28 protein-coding genes and 3 pseudogenes are annotated in these 25,355 nt (G+C 38.1%); 18 read left to right on the top strand and 13 right to left on the bottom strand.

Annotation, left to right across the window (positions count from 1 at the left end):
• Positions 1 to 93: 93 nt before the first annotated feature.
• The 3 genes and pseudogenes from MKP09_RS28265 to MKP09_RS16440 all read right to left on the bottom strand — a co-directional run.
• A pseudogene (locus tag MKP09_RS28265) lies at positions 94 to 1,535 on the bottom strand (LON peptidase substrate-binding domain-containing protein); the annotation flags it as partial.
• Between the two features lie 620 nt (positions 1,536 to 2,155).
• Complete coding sequence (locus MKP09_RS16445; RefSeq protein WP_240831515.1) at positions 2,156 to 2,317, bottom strand: hypothetical protein; 162 nt, start codon at positions 2,315 to 2,317, stop codon at positions 2,156 to 2,158.
• A 285-nt stretch (positions 2,318 to 2,602) separates the two neighbouring features.
• A complete protein-coding gene (locus MKP09_RS16440; RefSeq protein WP_240831243.1) occupies positions 2,603 to 3,691 on the bottom strand; it encodes a metallophosphoesterase in 1,089 nt (362 codons plus the stop codon).
• 226 nt (positions 3,692 to 3,917) lie between these two features.
• Here MKP09_RS16440 and MKP09_RS16435 point away from each other — a divergent pair, with 226 nt between their 5' ends.
• The 7 genes and pseudogenes from MKP09_RS16435 to MKP09_RS16400 all read left to right on the top strand — a co-directional run bounded on the left by MKP09_RS16435 (position 3,918) and on the right by MKP09_RS16400 (position 9,646).
• On the top strand, positions 3,918 to 4,667 hold the full coding sequence (locus MKP09_RS16435) for a ParA family protein (protein WP_240831241.1): 750 nt from the start codon (positions 3,918 to 3,920) through the stop codon (positions 4,665 to 4,667).
• 132 nt (positions 4,668 to 4,799) lie between these two features.
• Entirely contained in the window at positions 4,800 to 5,714 is a 915-nt protein-coding gene (locus MKP09_RS16430; protein ID WP_240831239.1) for a ParB/RepB/Spo0J family partition protein, read from the top strand.
• A 19-nt stretch (positions 5,715 to 5,733) separates the two neighbouring features.
• Positions 5,734 to 6,422, top strand: a pseudogene (locus tag MKP09_RS28260) (DUF5683 domain-containing protein).
• A gap of 33 nt (positions 6,423 to 6,455) precedes the next feature.
• Positions 6,456 to 7,187, top strand: coding sequence for a 4-hydroxy-tetrahydrodipicolinate reductase (dapB, locus tag MKP09_RS16415; RefSeq protein ID WP_240831233.1), 732 nt, complete (start codon positions 6,456 to 6,458; stop codon positions 7,185 to 7,187).
• A 22-nt stretch (positions 7,188 to 7,209) separates the two neighbouring features.
• Positions 7,210 to 7,464 carry a hypothetical protein gene (locus MKP09_RS16410; protein WP_240831222.1) on the top strand — a complete coding sequence of 85 codons (255 nt, stop codon included), beginning with the start codon at positions 7,210 to 7,212 and terminating at the stop codon, positions 7,462 to 7,464.
• A 237-nt stretch (positions 7,465 to 7,701) separates the two neighbouring features.
• Positions 7,702 to 8,343, top strand: coding sequence for a DUF5683 domain-containing protein (locus MKP09_RS16405; protein ID WP_240831221.1), 642 nt, complete (start codon positions 7,702 to 7,704; stop codon positions 8,341 to 8,343).
• Between the two features lie 31 nt (positions 8,344 to 8,374).
• Complete coding sequence (locus tag MKP09_RS16400; protein ID WP_240831220.1) at positions 8,375 to 9,646, top strand: MutS-related protein; 1,272 nt, start codon at positions 8,375 to 8,377, stop codon at positions 9,644 to 9,646.
• 26 nt (positions 9,647 to 9,672) lie between these two features.
• Here MKP09_RS16400 and MKP09_RS27475 read toward each other — a convergent pair.
• Both MKP09_RS27475 and MKP09_RS16390 read right to left on the bottom strand, forming a co-directional pair.
• Positions 9,673 to 10,418 (bottom strand): annotated as a pseudogene (locus MKP09_RS27475) (Mrp/NBP35 family ATP-binding protein).
• 8 nt (positions 10,419 to 10,426) lie between these two features.
• Positions 10,427 to 10,729, bottom strand: coding sequence for a hypothetical protein (locus MKP09_RS16390; protein WP_240831219.1), 303 nt, complete (start codon positions 10,727 to 10,729; stop codon positions 10,427 to 10,429).
• Between the two features lie 101 nt (positions 10,730 to 10,830).
• Between MKP09_RS16390 and MKP09_RS16385 the strand changes: the two genes are divergently transcribed.
• Positions 10,831 to 11,466 (top strand): carboxypeptidase-like regulatory domain-containing protein, encoded by a 636-nt coding sequence (locus MKP09_RS16385; protein WP_240831218.1) that lies wholly within the window; start codon positions 10,831 to 10,833, stop codon positions 11,464 to 11,466.
• A 105-nt stretch (positions 11,467 to 11,571) separates the two neighbouring features.
• On the opposite strand, the gene ruvA is transcribed toward MKP09_RS16385, so the two are convergent.
• A complete protein-coding gene (gene ruvA / locus MKP09_RS16380) occupies positions 11,572 to 12,159 on the bottom strand; it encodes a Holliday junction branch migration protein RuvA (RefSeq protein ID WP_240831216.1) in 588 nt (195 codons plus the stop codon).
• Positions 12,160 to 12,259: 100 nt separating this feature from the next.
• Here ruvA and MKP09_RS16375 point away from each other — a divergent pair, with 100 nt between their 5' ends.
• From MKP09_RS16375 to MKP09_RS16365, 3 genes are all read left to right on the top strand, one after another.
• Positions 12,260 to 13,051, top strand: a complete 792-nt coding sequence (locus tag MKP09_RS16375) for a beta-ketoacyl-ACP synthase 3 (protein WP_240831214.1) — start codon at positions 12,260 to 12,262, stop codon at positions 13,049 to 13,051.
• Positions 13,021 to 13,251 carry a 3-oxoacyl-[acyl-carrier-protein] synthase III C-terminal domain-containing protein gene (locus MKP09_RS16370; RefSeq protein ID WP_240831212.1) on the top strand — a complete coding sequence of 77 codons (231 nt, stop codon included), beginning with the start codon at positions 13,021 to 13,023 and terminating at the stop codon, positions 13,249 to 13,251. Before MKP09_RS16375 ends, MKP09_RS16370 begins: the two co-directional genes overlap by 31 nt.
• Before the next feature lie 121 nt (positions 13,252 to 13,372).
• The gene (locus tag MKP09_RS16365; RefSeq protein WP_240831211.1) at positions 13,373 to 13,837 is read left to right on the top strand and encodes a GNAT family N-acetyltransferase; all 465 of its coding nucleotides are present in this window, start codon (positions 13,373 to 13,375) and stop codon (positions 13,835 to 13,837) included.
• A 209-nt stretch (positions 13,838 to 14,046) separates the two neighbouring features.
• On the opposite strand, the gene MKP09_RS16360 is transcribed toward MKP09_RS16365, so the two are convergent.
• Positions 14,047 to 15,144, bottom strand: coding sequence for an outer membrane beta-barrel protein (locus MKP09_RS16360; protein WP_240831209.1), 1,098 nt, complete (start codon positions 15,142 to 15,144; stop codon positions 14,047 to 14,049).
• A gap of 407 nt (positions 15,145 to 15,551) precedes the next feature.
• On the opposite strand from MKP09_RS16360, the gene MKP09_RS16355 reads away from it, so the two are divergent.
• From MKP09_RS16355 to accC, 5 genes are all read left to right on the top strand, one after another.
• Entirely contained in the window at positions 15,552 to 15,824 is a 273-nt protein-coding gene (locus MKP09_RS16355; protein ID WP_240831207.1) for a hypothetical protein, read from the top strand.
• Positions 15,797 to 16,117: a hypothetical protein gene (locus MKP09_RS16350; RefSeq protein ID WP_240831205.1), complete on the top strand. Its 321-nt coding sequence runs from the start codon at positions 15,797 to 15,799 to the stop codon at positions 16,115 to 16,117. Before MKP09_RS16355 ends, MKP09_RS16350 begins: the two co-directional genes overlap by 28 nt.
• Positions 16,118 to 16,298: 181 nt before the next feature.
• On the top strand, positions 16,299 to 16,787 hold the full coding sequence (gene accB, locus MKP09_RS16345; protein ID WP_240831202.1) for an acetyl-CoA carboxylase biotin carboxyl carrier protein: 489 nt from the start codon (positions 16,299 to 16,301) through the stop codon (positions 16,785 to 16,787).
• Positions 16,788 to 16,854: 67 nt separating this feature from the next.
• The gene (locus MKP09_RS16340; RefSeq protein ID WP_240831199.1) at positions 16,855 to 17,247 is read left to right on the top strand and encodes a four helix bundle protein; all 393 of its coding nucleotides are present in this window, start codon (positions 16,855 to 16,857) and stop codon (positions 17,245 to 17,247) included.
• Between the two features lie 61 nt (positions 17,248 to 17,308).
• Positions 17,309 to 18,649, top strand: a complete 1,341-nt coding sequence (accC, locus tag MKP09_RS16335) for an acetyl-CoA carboxylase biotin carboxylase subunit (protein WP_240831197.1) — start codon at positions 17,309 to 17,311, stop codon at positions 18,647 to 18,649.
• Between the two features lie 148 nt (positions 18,650 to 18,797).
• Here accC and MKP09_RS16330 read toward each other — a convergent pair whose 3' ends face one another.
• The 5 genes from MKP09_RS16330 to MKP09_RS16310 all read right to left on the bottom strand — a co-directional run bounded on the left by MKP09_RS16330 (position 18,798) and on the right by MKP09_RS16310 (position 23,012).
• On the bottom strand, positions 18,798 to 19,685 hold the full coding sequence (locus MKP09_RS16330; protein WP_240831195.1) for a DUF6263 family protein: 888 nt from the start codon (positions 19,683 to 19,685) through the stop codon (positions 18,798 to 18,800).
• Positions 19,686 to 19,791: 106 nt separating this feature from the next.
• The gene (locus MKP09_RS16325) at positions 19,792 to 20,622 is read right to left on the bottom strand and encodes a DUF2911 domain-containing protein (protein WP_240831194.1); all 831 of its coding nucleotides are present in this window, start codon (positions 20,620 to 20,622) and stop codon (positions 19,792 to 19,794) included.
• Positions 20,623 to 20,742: 120 nt separating this feature from the next.
• The gene (xerD, locus tag MKP09_RS16320) at positions 20,743 to 21,645 is read right to left on the bottom strand and encodes a site-specific tyrosine recombinase XerD (protein ID WP_240831193.1); all 903 of its coding nucleotides are present in this window, start codon (positions 21,643 to 21,645) and stop codon (positions 20,743 to 20,745) included.
• A gap of 203 nt (positions 21,646 to 21,848) precedes the next feature.
• Positions 21,849 to 22,181: a hypothetical protein gene (locus MKP09_RS16315; RefSeq protein WP_240831192.1), complete on the bottom strand. Its 333-nt coding sequence runs from the start codon at positions 22,179 to 22,181 to the stop codon at positions 21,849 to 21,851.
• Positions 22,182 to 22,754: 573 nt separating this feature from the next.
• Positions 22,755 to 23,012, bottom strand: coding sequence for a YraN family protein (locus MKP09_RS16310; RefSeq protein ID WP_240831191.1), 258 nt, complete (start codon positions 23,010 to 23,012; stop codon positions 22,755 to 22,757).
• Between the two features lie 37 nt (positions 23,013 to 23,049).
• On the opposite strand from MKP09_RS16310, the gene manA reads away from it, so the two are divergent.
• Positions 23,050 to 23,934, top strand: a complete 885-nt coding sequence (manA, locus tag MKP09_RS16305; RefSeq protein ID WP_240831190.1) for a mannose-6-phosphate isomerase, class I — start codon at positions 23,050 to 23,052, stop codon at positions 23,932 to 23,934.
• Between the two features lie 299 nt (positions 23,935 to 24,233).
• On the opposite strand, the gene MKP09_RS16300 is transcribed toward manA, so the two are convergent.
• A complete protein-coding gene (locus MKP09_RS16300; protein WP_240831189.1) occupies positions 24,234 to 24,458 on the bottom strand; it encodes a hypothetical protein in 225 nt (74 codons plus the stop codon).
• Between the two features lie 212 nt (positions 24,459 to 24,670).
• Here MKP09_RS16300 and nth point away from each other — a divergent pair, with 212 nt between their 5' ends.
• A complete protein-coding gene (nth, locus tag MKP09_RS16295) occupies positions 24,671 to 25,318 on the top strand; it encodes an endonuclease III (RefSeq protein WP_240831187.1) in 648 nt (215 codons plus the stop codon).
• Positions 25,319 to 25,355: the final 37 nt, after the last annotated feature.

The following is a 25,355-nucleotide window of genomic DNA, read 5'->3' as shown; positions in this document are numbered from 1 at the left end:
TTCTATTTTTTCTTCAATAGCATAACCGCTAAGGTTGATTATTTCGAGCCTGTCTCTTAAAGCGGGCTGAAGATTTTGAAGATTATTTGCAGTAGCTATAAATAAAACTTTGCTAAGATCATATTCAAGTTCCAAATAATTATCGTAGAACGTATTGTTTTGCTCAGGATCCAACACTTCCAATAGTGCGCTGCTGGGGTCGCCTCGAAAATCATTTCCTACTTTATCTATTTCATCTAAAACAATAACCGGATTGCTGCTTTTGGCTTTTCTTAAGGATTGTAAAATACGACCAGGCATAGCGCCAATGTATGTTTTACGATGCCCGCGAATTTCGCTTTCATCATGCAGGCCGCCTAAGCTTAGCCGAATATATTTGCGGCCCAGCGCACTTGCAATGCTTTTGCCTAGTGAAGTTTTACCGATTCCTGGAGGGCCAAAAAAGCAAAGAATCGGACTTTTCATATCCCCTTTCAACTTTAAAACAGCCAGATATTCCAAAATTCTTTCTTTGATCTTTGCCATTCCATAATGGTCGTTATCCAAAGTTTTTTGGGCATTTTTTAAATCGTAATGATCTTCTGTATATTCTTCCCACGGCAGGTCTAACATCAGGTCAACGTGATTATAAACAACTGAAAAGTCGGGCGTGCTGGGATGCATGCGTTCCAGTTTTTCAATTCCTTTCAGAAATGCTTCTTTTGCTGCTAAAGGCCATTTTTTTCCTTCGGCTTTTTTCAGCATTTCTTTTATTTCCTGCGAATTGGAATCGCCGCCAAGTTCTTCTTTAATGCTTTTTAGTTGTTGTTGCAGGAAATATTCGCGCTGTTGTTTATCAAGCTCTGTTCTTGTTTTGTTGGTTACTTTATTTTTAAGTTCCACAAACTGCAATTCTTTTTGCAGCAACTCCATAAGATTTGATGCGCGTAACTTAATATCTGTAAGCTCAAGTAGCTTTTGCTTTTCCAGTATTGTTGTATTCAAATTACTGCTTACAAAATGTATCAGAAAAACCGGGCTTTCAATATTTTTTAAGATAAGCGTTGCCTCCGATGGTAAATTAGGCGATTGCTGTATGATATTGGCTGCTATATCTTTTATATTGGAAATATATGCTTCAAAATCTCCATCTTTAGGAATTTCTTCTTCAATAAGTTTACTCGTTTTGGCTTTAAAGTAAGGATCTTCGGCAGTTATCTCATCAATTGAAAATTTACTGCGGCCTTGTATGATGACGGTTGTTCCGCCATCAGGCATTTTAATCAGCTTAATAATTTTTGCAATAGTACCAATTCGTTCCAAATCGCTCACTTTTGGTTCCTCTACATTAGAATCTTTTTGGCAACTACACCAATAAGCTTTTCGCCCTTATTAGCATCATTAACAGCCTGGATGCTTTTATCGCGGCCAACGGTTATGGGAAGTACTACACCCGGAAACAAAACCGTATTTCTCAAAGGAAGAATGGCTATTTCATCAGGTATAATATCCTGGCTGTCATCTGAATCATTTTCGTTAAGCGGAAGTATCGGCATAAAATCCATATCATCTTCGGGCTTCATAAACACTTTACTAAAATCCATAATTATATTTTTTGAGACAAACTGTCATAATCACGGTTCAAAGCTATGGGTATGAACCGGATTTATGAAGGGGAATATTCAGGGACAATATTAATGCCATGCATATCAATGCGAAAACTTGTCGTATAAGTTCTTTTGATTGTCAGCATTATCAAAATAAAAAAATCCCGAAAATTTTCGGGATTTCTCTAAATGCTAAAGAAAATTGGTCTAAAGTTATTTATTGAAGAAGTACTAAAGTATGGTCAAATACAGACTAAAAAGCCACCCCAACACTAAATTGTAAAGCCTGGTTTTTCCATTTATCTTGCTCCGGAATCTCACTTATGTTGCTCAATCCAAGAACATATCTTGCCGAAAAGCGAAACATACTTATGTTTAAGCCTGCACCCCCAACCATTGAGAAATCACCTCTTTTAAAGGCTTCTTCACCATTTTCAATTAATCTTTTTCCTTGTTCATAATAATGCCAAACCTTGGTCCTGCCTCAATATGTAAAGGGCCAAAAAGGCGCAGGTTTAACAGAATTGGAATGGATAAATAGTTGAGTTTAACCTTAAGTTGATCATTATTTAAATTACTGTAGTATTGGTGAACGACGTGTCGGTCGTTGCGGTAGTTTGAGAAAACAGGACTTCCGGATTGATACTCCATTTTTCATTAAGACCAATTTCGGCAAATCCGCCAGCGAGATAACTGTAGTTAAATTCTTCCTTGAAGCTTTTGCCATCTATTTTAGCAGCATTAACGCCAGCTTTTATACCAACATGAAATTGTGCATTTGATGAAAGTGTAAAAAAAGTGCAACAGCGGCAACGATAAGTAATTTTTTGTTCATTATTTTAGTTTAAAGGATGAGGGTTCTAAAAACAAAAGTAAGTTTTTTCGCAATTGCTTATGCCAGCTCGATCACTGTTATTTCGGGAAGAATTCCTACACGTCCCGGATACCCTATAAATCCAAATCCACGGTTTACATAAAGTTTTTGATGCGCCTGCTCATACAACCCCGCCCAATGTTTATATACGTATTGTACAGGACTCCATTTGAAGCCAGGAATTTCTACCCCAAACTGCATGCCATGTGTGTCCGCTAAGCGTTAAATCAATATCAGTATATTTTGAGTTCACTTCATTATCCCAATGCGAAGGGTCGTGGCTCATTAGTATTTTGAAAGGATAATTTTCGGTTCCCTCCATCGCTTTGGCAAGGCTGCCATAACTGTGGAACCGCCCACGTCCACTGATGTTTTGAACGCCAACCAATCCAATTGTAGATTCGCCTTTTTGCAGTGGCAGATGTTCATCAAGCAAAAGCCGCCAACCCATAGCTGTGTGAATTTTTTTGAGTTTATCCAGGTTTTCTGTTTTGGCGGTTGGGCTTTGCCATTCCACATAATCGCCATAATCGTGATTGCCAAGAACGGAGTATACGCCCATCGGCGCCTTTAAGCGGCTGAATATTTTCTGATATTCACCTACTTCTTCGCTTTTATTGTTTACAAGATCACCGGTAAAAAGGATCAGATCAGGATTTTGTTCCAATATCATATCAATACCTTTATTTACAGCTTTATAATTCGTAAAACTTCCGGTATGGATGTCGGAGATATGGACAACCTTAAGGCCTTTGAAAGCGGCAGGTAAATTAGCAAATGGTATTTTTATATTCTTTACCTGATAGTTGTACTTGTTACTAAGGCCATAAATGAAAGAGGAAAATACACTGGCGCCGGAAATTATTCCCAGCCAGGTTAAAAAGGACGAACGAGAAATGCGGTCACCCGTTTCGCCGGCTATTTCACTTATTTCATTATTAGCAGAAAAAATTTTCCCGGCGATCCATTGCACAGAACGTCTCAGGTCATCAATAAAAAAGAATAAAGCGGCAATTAATTTGCCCATGAAGAAAGCAAATATTAACACGAAAACAACACTTCTCAAAATTTTGCTTTGCTCGCTAAACTGAAAATAGGGGAGTAGTAGCAGCAACCCGAGCGCAATTGCAGAGAAAGACCAATACACAATAGTATATAGGCTACGGCTTCTTGCACCGCTTACAAACAGCGACCTGACTGAAAAGAATACATATAAGTCAATCAAGATCATGATTGCGATTAAAATCCACCAGAATGGTCCGCTGCGCATAGTTTAAAATTTGTAACCAACAAAGCTAAGGAAGAATGGTTAATCATAGCCCACGGTTTAAACCTTGAGCTATGGTCATGGTTCTATCGACTTGTGTTCAATCATGCCTCAAAAACTTTACATTTGCGTTTCACCATGATTTATTATTTCTTTAATCTTATTAATCCTTAAATCGTGGTATAGAAATATGGCAAAAATAATTGGAGTAGCAAACCAAAAAGGTGGCGTAGGAAAAACTACAACAGCAATAAATCTGGCTGCAAGCTTTGCTGTGCTGGAATACAGGACTTTGCTTGTAGATGCAGATCCGCAGGCTAATAGCACCACGGGTATTGGATTTGATTTACAGAACATTACGCAAAGCCTTTACGATTGCATGGCTAATCAAACGCCGGCCCAGAATGTAATATTGAAGAGTGATATTCCCTATCTTGATTTGATACCTTCACATATTGACCTTGTGGGAGCTGAAATAGAAATGATCAACTATCCGAATCGGGAAAATGTGTTGAAAGAAATTTTAGCTCCGGTGCAGGATCAGTACGATTTTATAGTGATTGATTGCTCTCCTTCACTAGGTTTGATAACAGTAAATGCGCTTACCGCAGCCCAGTCTGTTGCGGTTCCTGTGCAATGCGAGTTTTTTGCATTAGAAGGATTAGGCAAATTGCTGAATACGATTAAAATCGTTCAAAGCAGGCTCAATACAGATTTAAAAATAGAAGGCATTTTGATGACCATGTACGACGCTCGTCTTCGCCTTTGTAACCAGGTGGTAAACGAAGTGCGCCGGCATTTTGAAGAATTGGTATTTAATACGATCATACACAGAAACTCTAAACTAAGTGAGGCCCCGAGTTTCGGGAAACCAGTTATTTTATATGATGGTAACAGTAAGGGTTCTGTAAATTATCTTAATCTGGCGAAAGAAATCTAAAAGAACAATATGACTAAGATTTCGAATGAGGAAAGAATATTAGAATAAGTTGACAGATGACAGTTGATAGATGACAGGAGGAAACTATCAACTGTCTGTCAGCTGTCAACTATCAACTATCAACTAAAAAAAATGGCTACACAAAAATCAAATAAAGATGCGTTGGGAAAAGGTATCCGCTCGCTTTTAGGCAGTATTGATGCTGAACTAAAGAGCGGAACCGGTGATCTGAAAAAAACGGTTGTTGAAGCAGCTACCAACATATCAAAAATTTCGCTGGCGGATATTGAGACCAATCCTAAGCAACCACGTACCGATTTTGACGAACAGGCGTTGCAGGAACTGGCACAATCCATAAAAACACATGATATTATTCAGCCACTTACCGTTTCTAAAATGGCGAATGGTAAGTATCGGCTTATTGCGGGTGAGCGCAGGTTGCGCGCCTCCAAAATTGCCGGGCTTAAAGAAGTGCCGGCCTATATACGCCAGGCAAATGATGCGGAGTTGCTGGAGTTAGCGCTGTTAGAGAATTTGCAGCGTGAAGATCTGAATGCAATGGAAGTGGCGCTAAGCTATAAGCGTATGATGGATGAACTGGACTACACACAGGATCATGTAGCGGAACGTATGGGAAAAGACCGTAGCACGGTAGCCAATTTTATACGATTGCTAAAGTTGCCGCCAGATATACAATTAGCAGTTAGGAATGGCACCATTTCCATGGGACATGCACGGGCATTGATAAATGTGGACACCGTTGATAAGCAGCTTTTTATTTTTAAGGAAATAAAAGATAAAGGCCTTTCTGTAAGGCAAACCGAAGCGCTCGTTCGCAACCTCTATAAAGAAGGTGGTGCAAAGAAGCCGGCCAAAAGTAGTTTGTCGTCCCCGTTTCAGCGTATTGAAGACAAGCTGGCAACACAATTTGATACAAGAGTAAAGCTAAAGCACAGCTCTAAAGGGAATGGACAAATAACTTTCGATTATTATTCGGTAGAAGAGTTGAATAAGCTATTGCAAAACTTTAACGTGTCAATAGATTAATCTGTATTTTATTTGCATAATGCATCCTATTACAAAACTTATTCTTTCTGCTTTTTTGGCAAACTTGCTGAACATTGGTTTGGCAAATGCGCAAACTGTTGATACCGCTGTAGCCAGACAATTGCAGGAAGCAAAGGATACAGTTGTAAAGCCCACGATAGAGAATCCTGCTTTTAAAGAAACAGATAGCACTAAACTGCGGGATCCAAATGCGCGTAGACCAGGAAAAGCGGCATTGCGTTCAGCTATCCTGCCAGGTTGGGGACAGGTATATAATAAAAAATATGGAAAGTGCCTATTGTATATGCGGCACTTGGCGCTACGGGCGGTATTTTTGTAAACAATCTTACATGGTATAACCGGACAAAATATGCTTATAAGATAGCAATTGCTATACAAAATAATCAAGATAGTGTAAGCGCCTCTAGCGGAACATATATGAAAGTTGATGAGCAGTTACGCAGAGTGTTTTTTGAAAATGGTGTTGAAGCTGAAGGGATTCGAACAAACAGAGATTATTATCGAAAAAATGTTGATTACGCAGCTATCTACTTCATTATTGCCTGGGCATTGAATGTGGTGGATGCTACTGTGGATGCACATTTAAGCAGTTTTGATATCTCTCCGGATTTATCTTTTAAAATACAGCCGGGTTATAGCGAAATGGCGAGAACAGCAGGATTGAGTTTTGTAGTACGTGTTAAATGACGTAAGCGTCGGAAAAATAAATAATAATTTGAAATGAAGATCGCACTGATAGGTTATGGCAAAATGGGGAAAGCTATTGAGCAAATAGCTTTAGATAGGGGCCACGAAATTGTATTGAAAATTGATGAAACAAATTTGTCAGACTTTACTAAGGAAAATATTGCGAAGGCAGGTGTAGCTATTGAATTTACAGGCCCCCACACAGCTTATGAAAATATTTTAAAGTTGCTTGATCTTGGCGTACCAACTATAAGTGGTTCAACTGGCTGGTTAGATAAAATGGACACGGTACAAGCGCTTTGTAATAACAACAATGGTTCGTTTATCTATGCAAGTAATTTTAGTGTTGGCGTAAATTTATTTTTTGAGTTGAATAAAAAGCTGGCGGCATTGATGCATCCTCACAAAGAATATGATGTAGCGCTGGAGGAAATCCATCACACGCAAAAGCGCGACGCGCCGAGCGGTACAGCCATTACACTTGCCGAAGGAGTAATGGAAACATATTCTGAAAAGAAAACCTGGGTGAATGATGTACAGTTAGATAGCTTGTTACCTCAGGCTGATGAATTACTAATTGTTAGTAAACGTATTGATCCCGATCCGGGTACGCATACCATTCGTTATTCTTCAGAAATTGATGATATTACTATAACTCACTCTGCGCATAGCCGCCAGGGCTTTGCCTTGGGCGCTGTTATAGCCGCTGAATTTTTAAAAGATAAAAAAGGGATTTTTACAATGAAAGAAGTATTGGGGTTGTAAGGGTAAATTTTTGATATTTTATATGAAATATAGAAGGTCTTTGTATGCGGTCCTATTGTTACTTAGCTTTAGCTATGGATGTGTAACCCGTAACAGCAGTGAAGCCAAAACTATCGTTACTGAAATTAATGGAGATCTTTTTATTAGAGTAGAAAAAAAGACAAATTGGTTTAATACAGTTGAGTACGAAAAATTATTTCCTTCAAAAGGACTTTCTAAATCACAAAAAGACTCTATTGTAAAAAAAATCACAGATTCCTTAAGGGTGAAAATTTAAAAAGTTCGTAACTGATAGTTATTAGATTATGGGAAAGTTACTGTTCATGAAATTCTGTTTTCCACTTCTTGTGCCAAATGCATAAATGCTTTTTTGCTTGACTTGTCGCAGCTCATCATTACCGGTAAGCTAATATCGCCGCCTTTCTTGCTGTAAGCTTGGCTATCAAATTGTTAAATAATTAAAATCGATACTAGTTTAACAAAGTAAAAAGGTATTCTATATTTTATTTGCGATATGAATACTTTCATCAAACCTCTTCTAACGTTAGCGACTATTTTTATTTTCCAAGCAACAGAGACGCACGCACAAAATTTTGACACGGCTACTCTTAAATTAGCGAATGCGGATGCTTCGAAAAATAAAGATCCTAATCATACAAAAACAAAGGAAAGAATACCTCGTAAAGCTGCAACCTTATCTGCTATTTTGCCAGGCCTGGGTCAGATCTATAATAGGAAAATATGGAAAGTGCCGATTGTTTATGCGGCTTTAGGGACAACAGGTGGATTATTTTTATACAATCTGAAATGGTATCAAAAATATAGACAAGGCGTGCTGGTAATAGATATTTTAAATAAATCAAAAACTAAACCTGGTGACTCGACCGCCTATTTCAAACTGGATCGAGTAGTGAAAATTACGTATGAAAATAGTGGGATTGAAGCTGTTAGGTTTTCTAGAAACGACCTAAGAAAAAATGTTGATTATGCAGCAATATACTTTGCAGTTGCCTGGGCATTAAATGTTATTGATGCTACTGTAGATGCGCATTTAAGTGGCTTTGATGTATCGCCAGATCTTTCACTTAAAATCCAACCTGACTATAATATTTTAAATAGAACCGCAGGACTTAGTTTAGCATTGAAAATTAAATAAGGAACAACTGGCAATAAGAAATGGAATAGCAATGAATAATATAAAAGATCTAAATCTTGAAAATGAAATTTTACCATTATTCGATTTTACCATCAATAAGCTTGCGAAAGAAAAGCTTTATAAAATCTTTCAAGAGCCGCTTTCTGCAATTGAGGACATACGAAGTAGACAAAATATTATTAAAGGTTTTATAACAAATGAAGAAGTATTAAGGAATTATTCTTACTCGAAACAGGATTTCTACGAGGTGTACAAATTTTTAGAAGAAGCTCCTTTTAAAGATTACAGTAAAGTTTCGAAATTCAAATATCTCTTTTTTAAAAAAGAAAAGGAACAGCTGGAATCTAAACTTATCCAGCTAATCTTGCTATTTCGGGCGCTGGATCTATATTACATCAGAAGAAATGAAACCCGGTTTTTCCCAGATGATTACAAACGCGAACTAATTTTACTAAGTGATTTTTTCAGGTCTTTGAATCTTGATTTTTATAGTAAGTTGGAGAATGAGGGTAGTTTCAACACCGGACATTTGGTAGATTTTTTGAACATTATTTCAGAGAAACAAAGTAGCGGGGAGTTTAAAATTTTTTATAACCGTTTTTTGCTTTTTGAAGTTTATGTTTCAATAAGTAAAGGTGTTTTAAAACATCAGTTTTGTTTTCCTTCCTTTTGTGAGGAAGCTTTGTTATTAGAAGATGTTTATCATCCTGTATTAAAAAATCCCGTAAAAAATACTTTTTCAAGTGAAAAGAATGTACTGTTATTAACTGGCCCCAACATGTCAGGGAAATCAACCTTTTTAAAAGCAGTAGGGATTTGTGTTTATCTGGCTCATCTTGGAATTGCCATACCAGCATCGAAGGCGGAAATTCCGTTTTTTGATTTGATCTCGGTTTCTATTAATCATCAGGACGATTTATTGAACGGGTATAGTCATTTTATGAATGAAATAGTCAGACTGAGAGAAGTAGTTGAAGCGGCAGCCAACAAACGCTGCTTTGCTGTTTTTGACGAGCTTTTCAAAGGAACAAATGTGGAAGATGCTGTTCAAATAAGTGCTACAACTATTAATGGACTCGTTCAGTTTAAAACTTCTTTCTTCTTTATTTCAACACACTTACATCAATTGAAAGAAATTGAGGCCATAAAGCAGAACCATGTTGACACCTATTTTGTGAACTGTAACATTTATAATGAAACACCTGTATTTAGTTATGAAATAAAAAAAGGATGGTCTGATTTGAAAATAGGACAAATACTTTTTGAGAAAGAAGGTCTAAATGATTTGTTGCGTATAAAATAGCGAGACGAAACTGTGTTACATAGCTCTTACACCTTAACTCTGCTTTCCACTTCTCGTGCTAAATCCATAAATGCTTTTTTACTTGCCTCGTCATCACTCATCATCATAGGTACGCCCATATCGCCGCCTTCCCTGATGCTTTGTACTAATGGTATTTCGCCCAAAAAAGGAAGATCATATTCCGACGCCAGTTTTTGAGCACCATGTTTACCAAAAATATAATACTTGTTATCAGGCAATTCGGCAGGAGTGAAATAACTCATGTTTTCAACCAGGCCAAGTATTGGGGCATTTAATTGTGCCTGGCCAAACATGGCAATACCTTTTTAGCGTCGGCCAATGCTACATCCTGCGGGGTGCTTACGATCACAACGCCAGACACTTTTATCATTTGCAATAAGGTAAGATGTATATCGCCGGTTCCCGGAGGCATATCAACAATTAGATAATCCAAGTCTCCCCAATCTACATCTGTTACAAACTGCCTGATGGCGCTACTCGCCATTGGACCGCGCCACACAACAGCTTTGCTTTCATCCACCAATAATCCGATACTTAATAACCTGATCCCAAAGCGTTCCAACGGCACAATCACCCCTTTCCCATTCATATCTTTCATCATCGGTCTTTCCCCGCGTACGCCAAACATAATAGGTACGCTGGGCCCGTATATATCGGCATCCATTAGTCCTACTTTTGCTCCGTTTTGAGCCAGCGCCAATGCGAGGTTGGCAGCTACAGTACTTTTGCCAACACCGCCCTTACCGCTAATTACAGCGATTATTTTTTTACGCCGGATAAAGGCGCTTTTTGTTCTTGTTCATATGCCGTTTCTGCAACAGGTTTGTTTTGAAAGGCTACTTTGATAATAGCATCCTTATTTACGTTCTCTTTAATAGCTTTAATAGATTCGCTTTTAAGTTTTAATCTAATATCAGCATCATTAGTATCAACAATCAAACTAAAAGAGATATAATATTTTTCAATAGAAAGATCCTGCACAATACCAGCAGTCACAATATCCTTTTCATTCCCAGCGTAATGCACCTTTTTTAACGCAACCAATACTTTTTCCTTCGTCATTATTAAAGCTTATGTTAAATTCAAATATAAATGTCAAAGTTAAACACCTATAAATTTAAATTGTTGTCTTAATTAAAATTCAGGTACTTAATTTTGACAAAGTGAAGAAAATTGTATTGTTTTTAGTTACGCTGTTGTTTATTGGAATTGCAGCAAATGCCCAGTTTGAAAAAGCACGTGATTCGGTAGTTCAGCTCTTCGGGATTATTATGACGGCGGATAGCCTTGAAGCTATTCCATCTGTTAGTGTGTCCGTTAGAGGAACCAGGCGAGGTACCATCACTAACAATGACGGTGTGTTTTCAATAGCAGTGTTGAAAGGTGATGTGATTGAATTTTCGCATGTAAGCTATCAGCCCGGAATTATAAAAGTACCTGATACTTTAAAAGGAACACAATATAGCATAGTAAAAACCCTTGTTCAGGATACTACCTATCTTCCTGTCGCTATCATAAGGCCGCGGCCTACGCCCGAGCAATTCGCCCGGGATTTTATCAATACACCCGTTGCAGAGGATGAGTTAGAAATTCTTCGCAAAAGTAATACGCCCGAAGCGCGCAGGGCTTACCTGGCAAAGTTGCCTCATGACGGCCGGGAAATGACCAATCGCCAGTTAAATCAGGTATTCCAAAAAGCACGTTACCAGGGGCAGGTGCCTCCAATGAATATATTTAGCCCGGCTGCCTGGGCAGAGTTTATTAATGCCTGGAAGCGGGGAGATTTTAAGAGGAAATAGGAGGGAGGGTGGTTTCAGGTTGGAGGTTACTGGTCACAGGTTCAGTAAACAGCGAATGCTGTGTCTTGAAACCAAAAACCTGAAACTTGAAACTTGCAACCTTCCTCACAATCCCTTCAATACTTTCTTTATCAAATCTTCCAATTGTAATTCGGGATCAGACTGCAATAATTTTGATACCTGTTGATCTGCCTGTTGACGGTTGATGCCTAGTGCGATTAGTGCCTCCAGCGCATCCTGCTTTATAGTTCTGATCGAGTTTACGCCTGTTGCAATAGCTGCGTCAGTAGGTTGTTTGCCAATTTTATCTTTTAGTTCCAGCACCGCACGTTCCGCGGTTTTCTTACCAATTCCTTTAATGCGTTCCAGCGATCGCGCATCACCATGAAGAATGGCCGTTGTTATTTCTTCAGGTTTCATGGAAGAAAGCATCAACCTTGCTGTATTGGCACCGATACCAGAAACACTCAACAACAAAAGAAAAATATCTTTCTCTTTAGTGTCGGCAAAGCCGTATAATAAATGCGCATCTTCTCTGATCAATAAATGTGTGTACAAAAGCCCGCTTCCTTTTTCCTGAATTTCAGAAAAGGTGTTTAGGCTTATGTTTACTTCATATCCCACACCATTCACATCAATGACTACTGTTGAAGGACTAACGCTTGCAAACGTTCCTTTTAAATACGTTATCATTTTGCGAATTTCATACAATAAATCTCAAATCTCAAATTATAAATTCCTTTAACTTTGGCATCTCTGAGAAAATACCTCAGCTTAAACCTTTTAGAAATCAATGAGTAACAAAATTACAGCGGCAATTACGGCAGTTAGTGGCTATGTTCCTGAAGACAAGCTTACAAATTTCGATCTGGAAAAAATGGTAGAAACCAACGATGAGTGGATAAGAACACGTACGGGGATTGAAGAGCGAAGAATATTAAAAGGAGAGGGGAAAGGTATTAGTGAAATGGTAGTACCAGTGATAAAAGGCCTAATTGAGAAAAGAGGCATCAACGCTACTGAAATAGATTGTATCATTGTGGCTACTGTTACACCAGATATGGTTTTCCCGGCTACCGCTAATATTGCTGCAAGTAAAGTTGGAGCTGTAAATGCGTTTGGTTATGATATTTCTGCGGCATGTTCTGGATTTTTATTTGCACTTACTCAAGGCACCGCATTTATTGAAAGCGGGCGATACAAGAAAGTTATTGTTATTGGTGCCGATAAAATGAGCGCCATTGTAGATTATACAGACAGGACGACCTGCATCATTTTTGGAGATGGTGCGGGTGGAGTACTTTTAGAGCCAAATGAAGAAGGTCTTGGTATAAAAGATAGTATATTGAAAAGTGATGGAAACGGTGCTCAGTATTTAAGGATGAAAGCAGGAGGCAGCGCTTATCCGGCTACTGCTGAAACGGTTGCCAATCGCGAGCATTACGCTTATCAGGAGGGGCAAACCGTATTTAAGTTTGCAGTAAAAGGTATGGCCGACGTGAGCGCCGAACTTTTAGAAAAAACAATCTTACTGGTGATGACATTGCCTGGCTGGTGCCGCATCAGGCTAATTTACGCATTATAGATGCAACAGCTAACCGTATTGGCTTACCCAAAGAGAAAGTAATGGTCAATATTCAGAAATACGGAAATACAACGGCAGCTACTATCCCGCTTTGTTTGTGGGAGTGGGAAGATAAACTGAAGAAAGGCGACAAGCTGGTTCTGGCTGCTTTTGGCGGCGGATTTACCTGGGGCGCAACGCTTATAGATTGGGCGTATTAGGAAGGTTTCAAGTTTGAGGTTTCAGATTCCAGGTTTACGCAAGCGGTCAACCGTGGCGGACAAGCGTACGCTGTAATTCTTACACCGTACATTTCCTGCCAATCTCATAATCCAATAAATCATGGTTCAGACAAAAGAAGATATAAAAATCCGTCGCGCTACTGCGGCTGATTGTCCCCGTATTTTAGAATTAGTTCAAGAGCTAGCCAATTACGAACGTGCGCCGCAAGAAGTTACAGTAAATCTCGATCATTTTACCGAAAGCGGATTTGGAGAAAACCCTGTGTGGTGGGGCTTTGTGGCTGAGCACGCTGGAAAAATTGTTGCATTTGCTTTATATTATATTCGCTTTTCTACCTGGAAAGGACAGGCAATGTACCTCGAAGATATTTTGGTTACGGAAACAATGCGTGGAAAAGGAATTGGGAAAATGTTAATGGATGTGCTGATAGAAGAGGCGAAGGAAAAAGGTTTTAAAAGAATCTGTTGGCAGGTGCTGGACTGGAATGAACCAGCCATTAATTTTTATAAAAAATATAATGCGAGTTTTGATGGGGAATGGATGAACTGCGCTATTGATGTATAATTAGAATTGATTCTTCACAGATCTTGAAAGCTGTGATTGCTGTGTTTATGTGGGATGCCATATATATTCTACAACTGACCTGAGCGTAGCAATTTTGATGCTGCATATTTACTGCCGCAACAATAGATTTTATTTTTTCAGCTTGACAAAAGCAAAAGAAACCCCTGCAAAAACAGGGGTTCATTTAATATAAGCAGCGTAAACAGAAGTTAGAACGAATATACTGCGGCTAACAAAAAGCTACCAGTGCTTTTGGTTAAACTACCGTCATTTTTATAAAAGAACGGGTCTTTAGCGTTATCAAATCTAAACTCAGGTATGAAAGTTAAACCGCTAACAGGCTTAATGTTGAAAGAAAGTGTGGCTTGCATAAGTGAAGTGCCATTTCCGTCTTCGTTGGTGAATAAGAAACCTCTGTCCTTATCATCGAAATATTCGCCACGAAGTGTGATGCCAAACTTTTCAGTTGGATCAACGTTCACATATAAAGCAGACCCCCACCATTTTCCGGAACCTCCGCCTACAGGATCAATAACTTTTACTGTACCGTCATATCCTAAAGAAAACATTTCGCTTATTTTGCCCGTTGCCGTTAAGCCTAACTGATTATGATTTTCGCCACTTAGTGTTTTACCGCCAACATAATTTAAGTAAGCATTTACGGTTTCGCTTGTTTTGCTAACCTGTGCAATCACATTTTTCTTAGCAAACGAAGCAGAAAGTATATCAGTTGGATTAGTAACTCCGGCCATTACGCCAAAGCCGCCACCAATGTTATAATCTATTTTTAACCCGGTGTGTGAGAAGGGTCCGTAAGAAAACATATAACTCATGCTATAGTTTCTGTTTAGTTGTGGATCCAAAACTTCGTAGCCCAGGTGCGTTCCCCATTTACCGGCAGAAATTCTTAAATTATCTGTTGGATTGTAAACAACATATGCTTGTTTAATGGCTTGTAAGATGGCGGAGCCATTTCCGAATCCGTCAGGCTCTTCGGCATAGGAAAATTCTCGGGCTCTTGTTCCAAACCCCAAGTCAACTACTACGCCTGCTTTCCCTTTGGTATAGCTTGCTTTTAAAGAAGCCATACCTAATTCGATAGAGTTTTGAGAGTTAGTGAAACTTGTTAAGTTGTTAGTTTCTTCGAGCGATTTGGCATTCGCGAAATTGTAGCGATAGTAAGCATCAACAGATCCGTTAATTTGCAGTTCGCCTTTTGGTTCTTCAGTTTCGGTTTCAGTTTGTGCAAAAATTGCACTTGAGATGAAAAGAGCTTTGGTTGTTAAAAGAAGAAGTTTTCCTTTCATTTACTGTAGTTTAATGTTAAAAAAATGGTTAAGAAGAAAAATTTATATTAGCAGTGAATTTCATATTTAATTTAAATACATATGATTATTTATGTGTTATTTCTATTAAATACATATATAATTAATTATAATTAATTGTAAAAATAACAATATTTGAAATAAATATTGTAAAAACTGTGTATAATAATTATATATTTATATTTATAATATATTTTAATGCAATTTTTCTTTTCATATTTTCATCTTTTGCTAGTATGAGTTCATATTTAATTTAAATATTATATTATTTCCTTCGTTTTTCTTTGTTTGGTTTTAGGTTGAACCTAAAGCTGGAAATCTGATGTTATTTTTTTGTGAACCTTACAGATGGAAAATTTTATGTACGTTTGCGCCCTAAAATTTTTACAATGGCAAATACTTCTGATATCAGCCGGGGCATGATCTTAAAGCTGGATGGTAGCCTTTATTCGGTGGTGGAGTTTGGAGAAAACAAAACAGCTCGTGCTGCTGCGAAAGTGTGGGCGAAGCTTAAAGGCGTAGATAATAGCAGAACGATCGAAAAAACGTGGAACTCAGGTGATACTATCCATCCGGTAAGAGTTGAAAAAGAGATTATCAGTATCTCTATCAGGATGAGACAGGATATAATTTTATGGACAACGCTACTTTTGAGCAAATGAGTGTTGCTGAAAATCTGATCGATGCTCCGCAGTTTTTAAAGGAAGGCCAGGAAGTTGCAATTGCGATGAATACTGAAACCGAACAGCCGGTAAGTGTTGAATTGCCCGATAAGATAGTAATGTTAGTTACTTATACCGAGCCGGGTTTAAAAGGGGATACTGCTACACGCACCTTAAAACCAGCAACTGTAGAGACAGGTGCTACAGTAAACGTTCCTTTATTTGTAAACGAAGGCGAGCTTATAAGAGTTAACACAAAAACTGGTGAATACGTTGAGCGTGTTAAAGAGTAATTCAGCCTTAAGAAAAAGTGCTGAGGAGAAGGTGGCAGGTGTTTTTACATCAGAGAATTGATCTGTCAAAAATTAGCAGTAAATCTTCTGTTAATCTTGCTGATTTACTTAACTTAGTTATTCTTTTCCAAAAGCCATTAGCTAAAATAATATTAATCCAAAAGCTGTCAAATTGAAAAATATGGACTTCAGACAAATTCAGGAGTTGATCAAAATGATCAATAAATCCAATATCGGAGAGTTGAGCATTGAACAGAAAGATTTTAAATTAACTATAAAACAAAAAGAAGACGCTGTGACTCAGGTAGTATCTGCGCCTCCTTTCTCAATGCCGATGCCTGTTGCCCCAGCGCAAATAACGGCGCCGCAAACAACACAAGCAGCAGCGCCTACAGAAAAGCAAAAAGCTGCCACGCCAACGTCCAGTAATAACACAATTGTTAGAAGTCCGATGATTGGTACATTCTATCGTAAACCTTCTCCCGATAAACCTGATTTTGTAGAGCAAGGAACAATAATAACTCCAGGTAAAGTTATATGTGTAATTGAAGCAATGAAACTGTTTAATGAAATTGAAAGTGAGATAAGCGGAAAAGTGGTTAAAATATTGGTGGAGGATGCATCGCCTGTTGAGTTTGATCAGCCTTTATTTGAAGTAGAAACGGCGTAGTTAATTAGCTAATTGGCCAATGAGCCTATTAGCCAATTTGGTCAGTTACACAATAATATTCAGAAATATGAAAAGGGAAATAATAGAAAAAAACCCAGTTCTGAAATTGTCTTTTGATTTTTCACTAATGGTGATTGATTATTGTGAACAGCTGGACTTTAAAAAGAGGTTTGTTGTAAGTAAGCAATTGTTGCGATCGGGTACTTCAATTGGCGCAAACGCGTTTGAAGCTCAGAATAGTGAAAGCAAAGCAGACTTTATACACAAGATGAAAATAGCAGCAAAGGAGAGTGATGAAACTCAGTATTGGTTATTGCTCTGTAATTATGCAAACGATTATCCTGATTGCAGTTTGTTGCTTCAAAAGCAGGAAGAGCTAAATAAGGTGTTAACCAAAATTATATCAACTTCAAAACGAAATAACCCTCTAAGTTATTTTTTTAGTTTCTTTAGTATATAGAAATTCTTTTTGCTAATTGGCTAATCGGCTAATTGGCATATTATCACATTGTATTAAAACCATGTTTAAAAAAATATTAATAGCCAATAGAGGAGAGATCGCATTACGTGTTATAAGAACCTGTAGAGAAATGGGTATTAAAACTGTTGCCGTTTACTCTACCGCAGATAGTGAAAGTCTTCATGTAAAGTTTGCTGATGAGGCTGTATGTATCGGTCGTCCGGCAAGTTCCGAGTCGTATCTTAACATTCCTAATATTATGGCCGCAATGGAAATTACCAATTCAGATGCGGTTCATCCTGGTTATGGCTTTTTAGCAGAAAATGCAAAGTTTGCCAGTATTTGTAATGATAGCGGAGTGAAATTTATTGGTCCCACTGCTGACATGATCAACAAAATGGGCGATAAGATTACTGCTAAGGAAACGATGGTCAAAGCCGGTGTTCCAGTAGTTCCAGGTGGCGAAAGTTTATTGGAAAGTGTAGAAGAAGCAAAAGGATTGGCAAAAGAAATAGGTTATCCTGTTATACTCAAAGCTACAGCTGGCGGTGGCGGTAAAGGCATGCGTATTGTTTGGGACGAATCTGAAATCGAAAAAGCATACGACACGGCTAAGATGGAAGCAGCTGCCTCGTTTAAGAACGATGGCATTTACATGGAAAAATTTGTGGAAGAACCACGGCATATTGAAATACAGGTAGCAGGTGATCAGTTCGGAAATGTTTGCCACATGAGCGAGCGCGACTGCTCTATTCAAAGACGGCATCAAAAGCTGGTGGAAGAATCACCATCACCTTTTATGACAGATGAACTACGCCATGCAATGGGCGAAGCCGCAAAGAAAGCAGCTGCAGCTATCGGGTATGAAAGTGTGGGCACCGTCGAGTTTTTGGTGGACAAGCACCGCAACTTTTATTTCATGGAAATGAATACCCGTATTCAGGTAGAGCACTGTGTTACAGAAGAAGTGATCAACTTTGATCTGATCAAAGAACAGATCAAAATTGCCATGGGTGAAAAAATATCAGGCGATGATTATTTCCCACACATGCATAGCATCGAATGCCGTATTAATGCCGAAGATCCATTCAATGACTTCCGTCCTTCACCCGGAAAAATTACAACGCTACATGTACCCGGCGGCCATGGTGTGAGAGTCGACAGCCATGTTTATGCAGGCTATACAATATCACCTTATTATGATTCGATGATTGGTAAGCTCATCACCATTGCGCGTACCAGGAAAGAAGCTATAGATACCATGTACAGGGCTTTAAGCGAGTATGTAATTGAAGGCGTTAAAACAACAATACCGTTTCATCTTCAGCTGATGAAAGATGAGAGTTTTATCAAAGGAGATTTCAACACTAAGTTTTTAGAGACTTTTCAATTGAAGAAATAATTATTGAACCAGCGTTGGCACTACTATCATCGTATTTGCCACGCTCGGTTTATCGTTCCGATCATTAATGAACAAAAAAACAGGCGTCGAATACGGCGCCTGTTTTTTGACCATTCACTATTGACCATCCACCATTCACTAAATTTCTTTACTTCTTCTGAGTAGTCATATTTATATCCATATTCATGGCCATAGGAACTTTTTGTCCCTGTACTTCAATATTGCCTTTTAAATTTTGTCTGGCATTCGACACCATCGGCATTCCTGTTTCTATATCGATTTCTGAAGTTCCAGACATATCACCCGATAAATCCAGTGTCATCTCCATTCCATTGCTCGAAATTTTTGAACCGGGTGCGGTTTTTAGCGTACTTACAGTATTGATAAAAGCTTTCTTGCCCTCCACTTTCGTTAAAGTGTAAGTGTTCGTAGAAGTTATGGTGTATGGCGATTTTATAGTTATGCTATCTGTCCAGCTCTCGCCAACCTTTACCGGTTTTTTAGGGTAAAATCCAAAAGCCTGATTAAGCATGTTTTTTAGCGCATCTTCACCTAAAACGCCTTCCATAGTTTGTTTTTGCATTTCATTGCCACCCACTTTTTCCAGAATTTCCTCCGTACCATCTACTTTTACTACCTGTCCCTGGGGGTTTAATGTGACGCTAATCGTTTGGCCTTTTAAAGCTCTGAAACCCTTGTTCACATCATTTGAAGTGTCGGCATCATCGCTGTTCATAGTGACTTTCTGACCCATTACATCCATGTCCATTTTTAATTGATCATAAGTCATCTGTAGTTTTTTATTAGCGCCTTCATTAAGAATATCATAGGACATATTTATGTCATAATTCATATTGATATTCATATCCTGACCCATTACATTTTGAGCAACTTTAGATTTTACGCTACTAACAACATCGTATTTGCTACCATTTTCGGGCTTAAAGGCAAGTGAATAAGTCTTTTGCCCGAATGCTACGGATGTTGTAAAAAGTATGGTTGCGCTTATCATCAGCGACTTCATGTGCTTTTTCATTCATTGATTTTTTAAAACTTAGAATTTAAAACTTAGAAATTAGTATACTTTATCCAACATTCTAAGCATATTTAATGCCACCAATTGTTTATTTAGGCTAAGGGGTTTAGTTTAGGCTTTTGATTAACTTATCATTTAAAGTTACATAATCCTGATTTTTAGCGGTTGATGCCAATTCTTTTGATTGCAAAGCGGCCTGCTTTGCTTCTGATTTTTTGCCAGCCTTAGCTAAAGCTCTTGCCTGCTGATATTTAATCCAGAATGCATCAGGCTGTGCTTCTGCTGCCTTAGCAAACCATTCAACTGCCTTGTTTAGATCCTTACCGCTTTCAAGGTAATACGACGCGGCCTGAAAATAGGCGGGTTTGTCTGATTTCATCGACGCTTCAATAGACGCCATCACTTTTGCATCGATATCAGTTTTAATAGGCAGGCTTACTAATGTGTTATCCCAAATTATAGTTAGCTCACATGTTTCAGCTGTTATATTTTCAAAAGAAATAGAAAAGTTTTCAAGATTAAATGGAAGCTCCATAGGTTTTACATTAACCCTTACAACATCTTCTTCCGGTTTGTATGCGGCGGGGCTTGTAACATCTGTTTGTTTTGTAATAATTAATGTCCATGAATCGGCGCCTGGAATACTTAAAAGGCCATACTTTCCAGCTGGAATTTTTTTGTCACCAATAATTACTTCATCACCAAAAGTTAAAGTAGTAGCTCCATTGGCTCCGGTTCTCCAAACTTTATCGAAAGGAACAAGATCTCCAAATATTTTGCGGCCTTTCATAGCAGGGCGACTATAAGAAAGTTCGATGTTTGATAAGCCAAATTCTTGTTTTACTGTTTGAGCCGGACTTGGTGCAGGTAGTTTTACTTGTGCGTTAGAGATATATACAGCGCATAGTAATGCAATCGATAAGGCAATTTTCTTCATTGTTGAAATGTTTTTTGTTTGATATTAAAGTTAATGAATATAAACGACAGCCACTACCAAAGCAATAGCCTTGTGTGGTGCGCAGGGATAGTAACACGCAATCGATTATAAAGTTTATGCTTATCCGTGAAAGGATGGATGAAACTGTTCCAGTGTTTTTCGTAAAAATTCTTTGTTAAGGTGCGTGTAAATCTCGGTGGTGGTAATACTTTCGTGCCCCAACATTTCCTGTACAGCCCGAAGGTTGGCACCACCTTCAATTAAATGCGTAGCAAAAGAGTGCCTGAAAGTGTGTGGGGAAACGGTTTTTTCAATACCTGCTTTTTGAACAAGGTCTTTAATTATTAAAAAGATCATGACCCTCGTAAGCTTCTGGCCTCGTTTGTTAAGAAACAAGATGTCCTCATTACCGGGTTTAACCTTAATTTGATTACGAATATTTTGTCGATATATATTGATATATTTTATAGCCGGAGCGCCAATAGGCACAAGTCTTTCTTTATCGCCTTTCCCAATCACTCTTATAAAACCAACGTCAAGGTATAATTGAGAAATACGCAGATTTACTGCTTCGCTTACGCGTAAGCCACAGCTGTACAAGGTTTCAATTATGGCTTTATTGCGCGTGCCTTCTGGTTTGCTTAAATCGATCTGAGCAATGATATGATCAATTTCCGCAAAGCTCAATACATCAGGCAGCGCACGTTTTGTTTTGGGTGCTTCGAGAAGCAGGGTTGGATCTTCAACGACTATATCTTCAATAAGACAGTATTTGTAAAAAGCGCGGATGCCTGAAATGATACGTGCCTGAGATGTAGCATTCATTTCAAGGTCACCAATCCACTGTATAAAAAACTGCAAATCCTGCAACGTGATTGTTGCAGGATTTTTTTGCAGATTTTTTATTTCAATAAATTGAGTAAGCTTATCCAGATCGCGCAGGTATGCTTCTGTTGAGTTTTCTGAAAGCGATTTTTCTAATTGAAGATAAGCTTTGAATCCTTTTTTATACGGTTCCCACATGAGTTGATAGTCGTGTCAAAATAAATTCCATTTAAACCACATAGGCTCATAGCATAATTCTTTTGAGGTTGCATAGACTCCGCCAAAGGCGGAGCATAAGCCTCAGGCAAATAAACGTTATGTGTTTTTATGTTTCCTGTCCTATCAAAAAAATATGTTTCTATGTGGTTTATTTTCAAAAACATCAAGCTATTTTAACGAGGTTATTTAAAAGTAAGGGGATTGTTATGTTCGATTTCTTTTTTGTCTGCTTTTAATTTAGCGTAAATATTGCTTTTGGTAATGTTAACCGAATCGATCAGACTGTGAACATTGTCGTAATCAATATCAGTAACACCTTTGTCGGTAAGCAATTGCTTAGCCACCTCACCGGTTTTCATATCTTCAACATAAATAAAAGTATTGTCATAATAAGCTGCCAAACCTTCTTCAATTTTAAACTTAGGATCAAAGTTGTTGATGGCGCTGGTAAATTTTCTCGTAGCTCCATCTTTATCAAAAGGCAGGTGCAACAAATATCCGCGCCCGTGGCACAATCATTGAATTTTATCCACGCGTATTTGCTATCAATAATTTCGCAACTAAGAAATTGTTTTGAAGGCTTAACCGGTTTGTCAATGAATTCTGCAAAAATGATGTCTTTAATTTGACCCATACCGCCTTTCTCCCAATGGATGGAATCTATCTGACAGTCTTTAAAACTGATTCTTACAAACGGGTTGCCAGATGCTTTGGCTTCAAACTTCATAGGTTCTTTAAGGCAGGTTGTATCACTGCAAAATGGTTTTGAAGAAGTGTCTGCTCCGTCTTTACAGCCAATAAAAGACAGGGTGGCAATAACAATAGTTAAACTTAATAATTTCATGTACATGTTTTAAAAAATTAATTAGGTTGCTGAAAGCAACAAACCTACATAAAATTAACGATGAAAGTTGATATGTTGGAAGGTTGATATATTGATAAGTTGAAAAGAATCATTGCTTTGATGATTGATACCTGTAAATAGATCAACTTACATAAACACATCTTCCAACAAAAAAATGCAGGCTCTTTTCCTTTTTGAAAAGTTATAGAAACGATGTCATACTGTATCCACTTATACCCCGGATTTAGAAACAGATATTCATCAGCAGCATTTTTAAGATATCTGAATTTTTTCGGGTAACGCTTTCTTCTGGATGTCCGTAAAATGAAGAGCTTCGCGTTTTTACTTCAATGAAATGTAATTTTTTACCTTTGGTAGCAATAATGTCTATTTCGTAATGTGCATGGCGCCAGTTTCTGCAAATAATAGTGTAGCCTCTGGTTTCGAGAAAGCCTGTAGCTAATAATTCTCCGTTTTTTCCAAGTTCATTATGATCAGCCATTACTTATCTTTATCTTGAATTTACTATAAAAAACAATATGCAACTGTTAGCGCCTTTAAGTGGAAGTATTAAACATTATGACTGGGGTGGCACCTCCTACATTCCGTCTTTATTACAAATAGAAAATCCTAATATGCAGCCGTATGCTGAATATTGGCTGGGCGTTCATCCCCAGGCAGATTGTAAGTTAACGCTCGCAAATGGTGAAATGGTGCTATTAAGAGATTATATATCGGCTAACTATTCTGATGCCTTGGGAGCAAAGGTTTTAAAAGCATTTGGTAATATGCCTTATCTGCTAAAGGTGTTAGATGTAAAAGATATGCTGTCGATACAAGTTCATCCTTCAAAGGCGCAGGCTGCAATCGATTTTGAGAATGAAAATAAAGCAGGTGTGCCGCTTAGCGCACCTAATAGAAACTATAAGGACGCGAATCATAAACCAGAATTAGCGGTGGCCATGGGAGCGTTTTATTTACTGCATGGATTTAAACCGGAGGATGAGTTGTTGTCCGTGTTGGATAAAGTAAAAGAGCTTAAAATATTCAAAACTATTTTTAAGAAGAAAGGGTATGCCGGGTTATATAAATTAGCGATGGAAATGTCGCAGGAAGAAGTGAATGAGTTATTGCAACCTCTGCTTGCTCGTATTATTCCATTATATCAAAACAATAAGTTGAGCAAGAGTGATGAGGATTTTTGGGCTGCCCGCGCAGCGCTTACGTTTAGTCAGCCAGGCGTTATTGACCGGGGTATATTTTCTGTTTACTTCTTCAATTTGGTGTATTTAAAAAAAGGTGAAGCGATTTTCCAGGATGCTGGTGTGCCTCATGCTTATCTGGAAGGCCAAAATGTAGAAATAATGGCAAGCAGCGATAATGTATTGCGCGGGGACTTACCACTAAACATATCGACTCCGTAGAATTGCTAAAACATACTAAATGCGAAGCCACACATCCTAAAATCATCAAGCCATCGAAGAGCAAAGCCAATCAGCTATACAAAGCGCCTGTAAAAGATTTCTCGCTAAGTTCTTATCAATTAAAAAAAGGAGAATCGATCGAGCTGGATATAGCTACAGCGGACCTTTTTTGCTAATGGAAGGAAAGGTGACTTTACAGTCTAAAAAGATCAAAGTTGTTTTACAAAAGCCCAATATTACTGCTGCAGCTTTTGCGGGCGCGACAGTAATAGTAAAGGCCATGGAAGATTCGTGGTTATTTAAGGCGTCGGCTCTATAGATGATCTTTGATACAAGGCTCCGTAAGGTGGCGAATACATCGAAATGAGTTTATCATTATCGAATTCAAGAAAATAGACTTCGTACAAATTTCCTAAAACAAATCTTGCGTATTGTAAACGCTCTAATGTGGCCCCGTTTGCATCTGTAAAAAATTCTTTTTTATACGGTTTACCAAATCGGTCTATTACGTCAGATTTACTCATCCCAATTTTTGCTTCGTTAGAATTGAAAGCAAATTTCGTGGGAGAACACGACATGAGAAGGCTAAAAGTAGAAGCGAAAAATAGGAGGATAAGAAATTTCTTCATAAAAATTAATCTTGTGTGTTTTAATGTTATGATGTTGCCTGCTATTTTAGGGTTGCAAATTCTTACTATTGATATGTTTTTTAACAATTAAGATTTTAGTTTTATAGATGACAAAAAAGGAACGCTACCAATTTGTAATAGATTATTTTTCGGTTCATATGCCTGAGCCGGAAACCGAATTGGTATATGATAACCCATATCAATTATTAGTTGCAGTTATATTATCCGCACAGTGTACAGACAAGAGGGTAAATATGACCACTCCTTTCATTTTTGAAAAATATCCGGATATTGAAAGCCTCAGTCAGGCTACCGCGGAAAACGTTTTCCCACTAATAAAAAGTATTTCCTACCCTAATAATAAAAGCAAACATTTGGTAGGGATGGCTCAAAAGGTGCTTAATGATTTTAATGGTGAAATACCTATGACGGTTAACGAATTGATAACACTGCCGGGAGTAGGGCGCAAAACAGCCAATGTTATTACTTCGGTTGTGGAAAAACAACCCAACATGGCCGTTGATACACATGTATTCCGCGTCAGTAAACGTATTGGCCTTGTTTCGCCAAAAGCCTCTACTCCGCTTGCGGTAGAAAAGGAACTCGTAAAAAATATGGATGCTTCTTTGATTCATAAAGCACATCATTGGTTGATATTACATGGCCGGTATATATGTATTGCTCGTAATCCCAAGTGCAGAGAATGCGGTCTTCAGCAGGCGTGCTTATGGTTTCAGAGAATAGTTAAGCAGTAGATTATCTATGGCCTTACATTTTTCTTCAGAATAATTT

Source organism: Paraniabella ginsengisoli (genome assembly GCF_022513635.1).
Classification (GTDB): Bacteria; Bacteroidota; Bacteroidia; order Chitinophagales; family Chitinophagaceae; genus Niabella; species Niabella ginsengisoli.
This window is presented reverse-complemented; position numbering and strand designations above follow the sequence as displayed.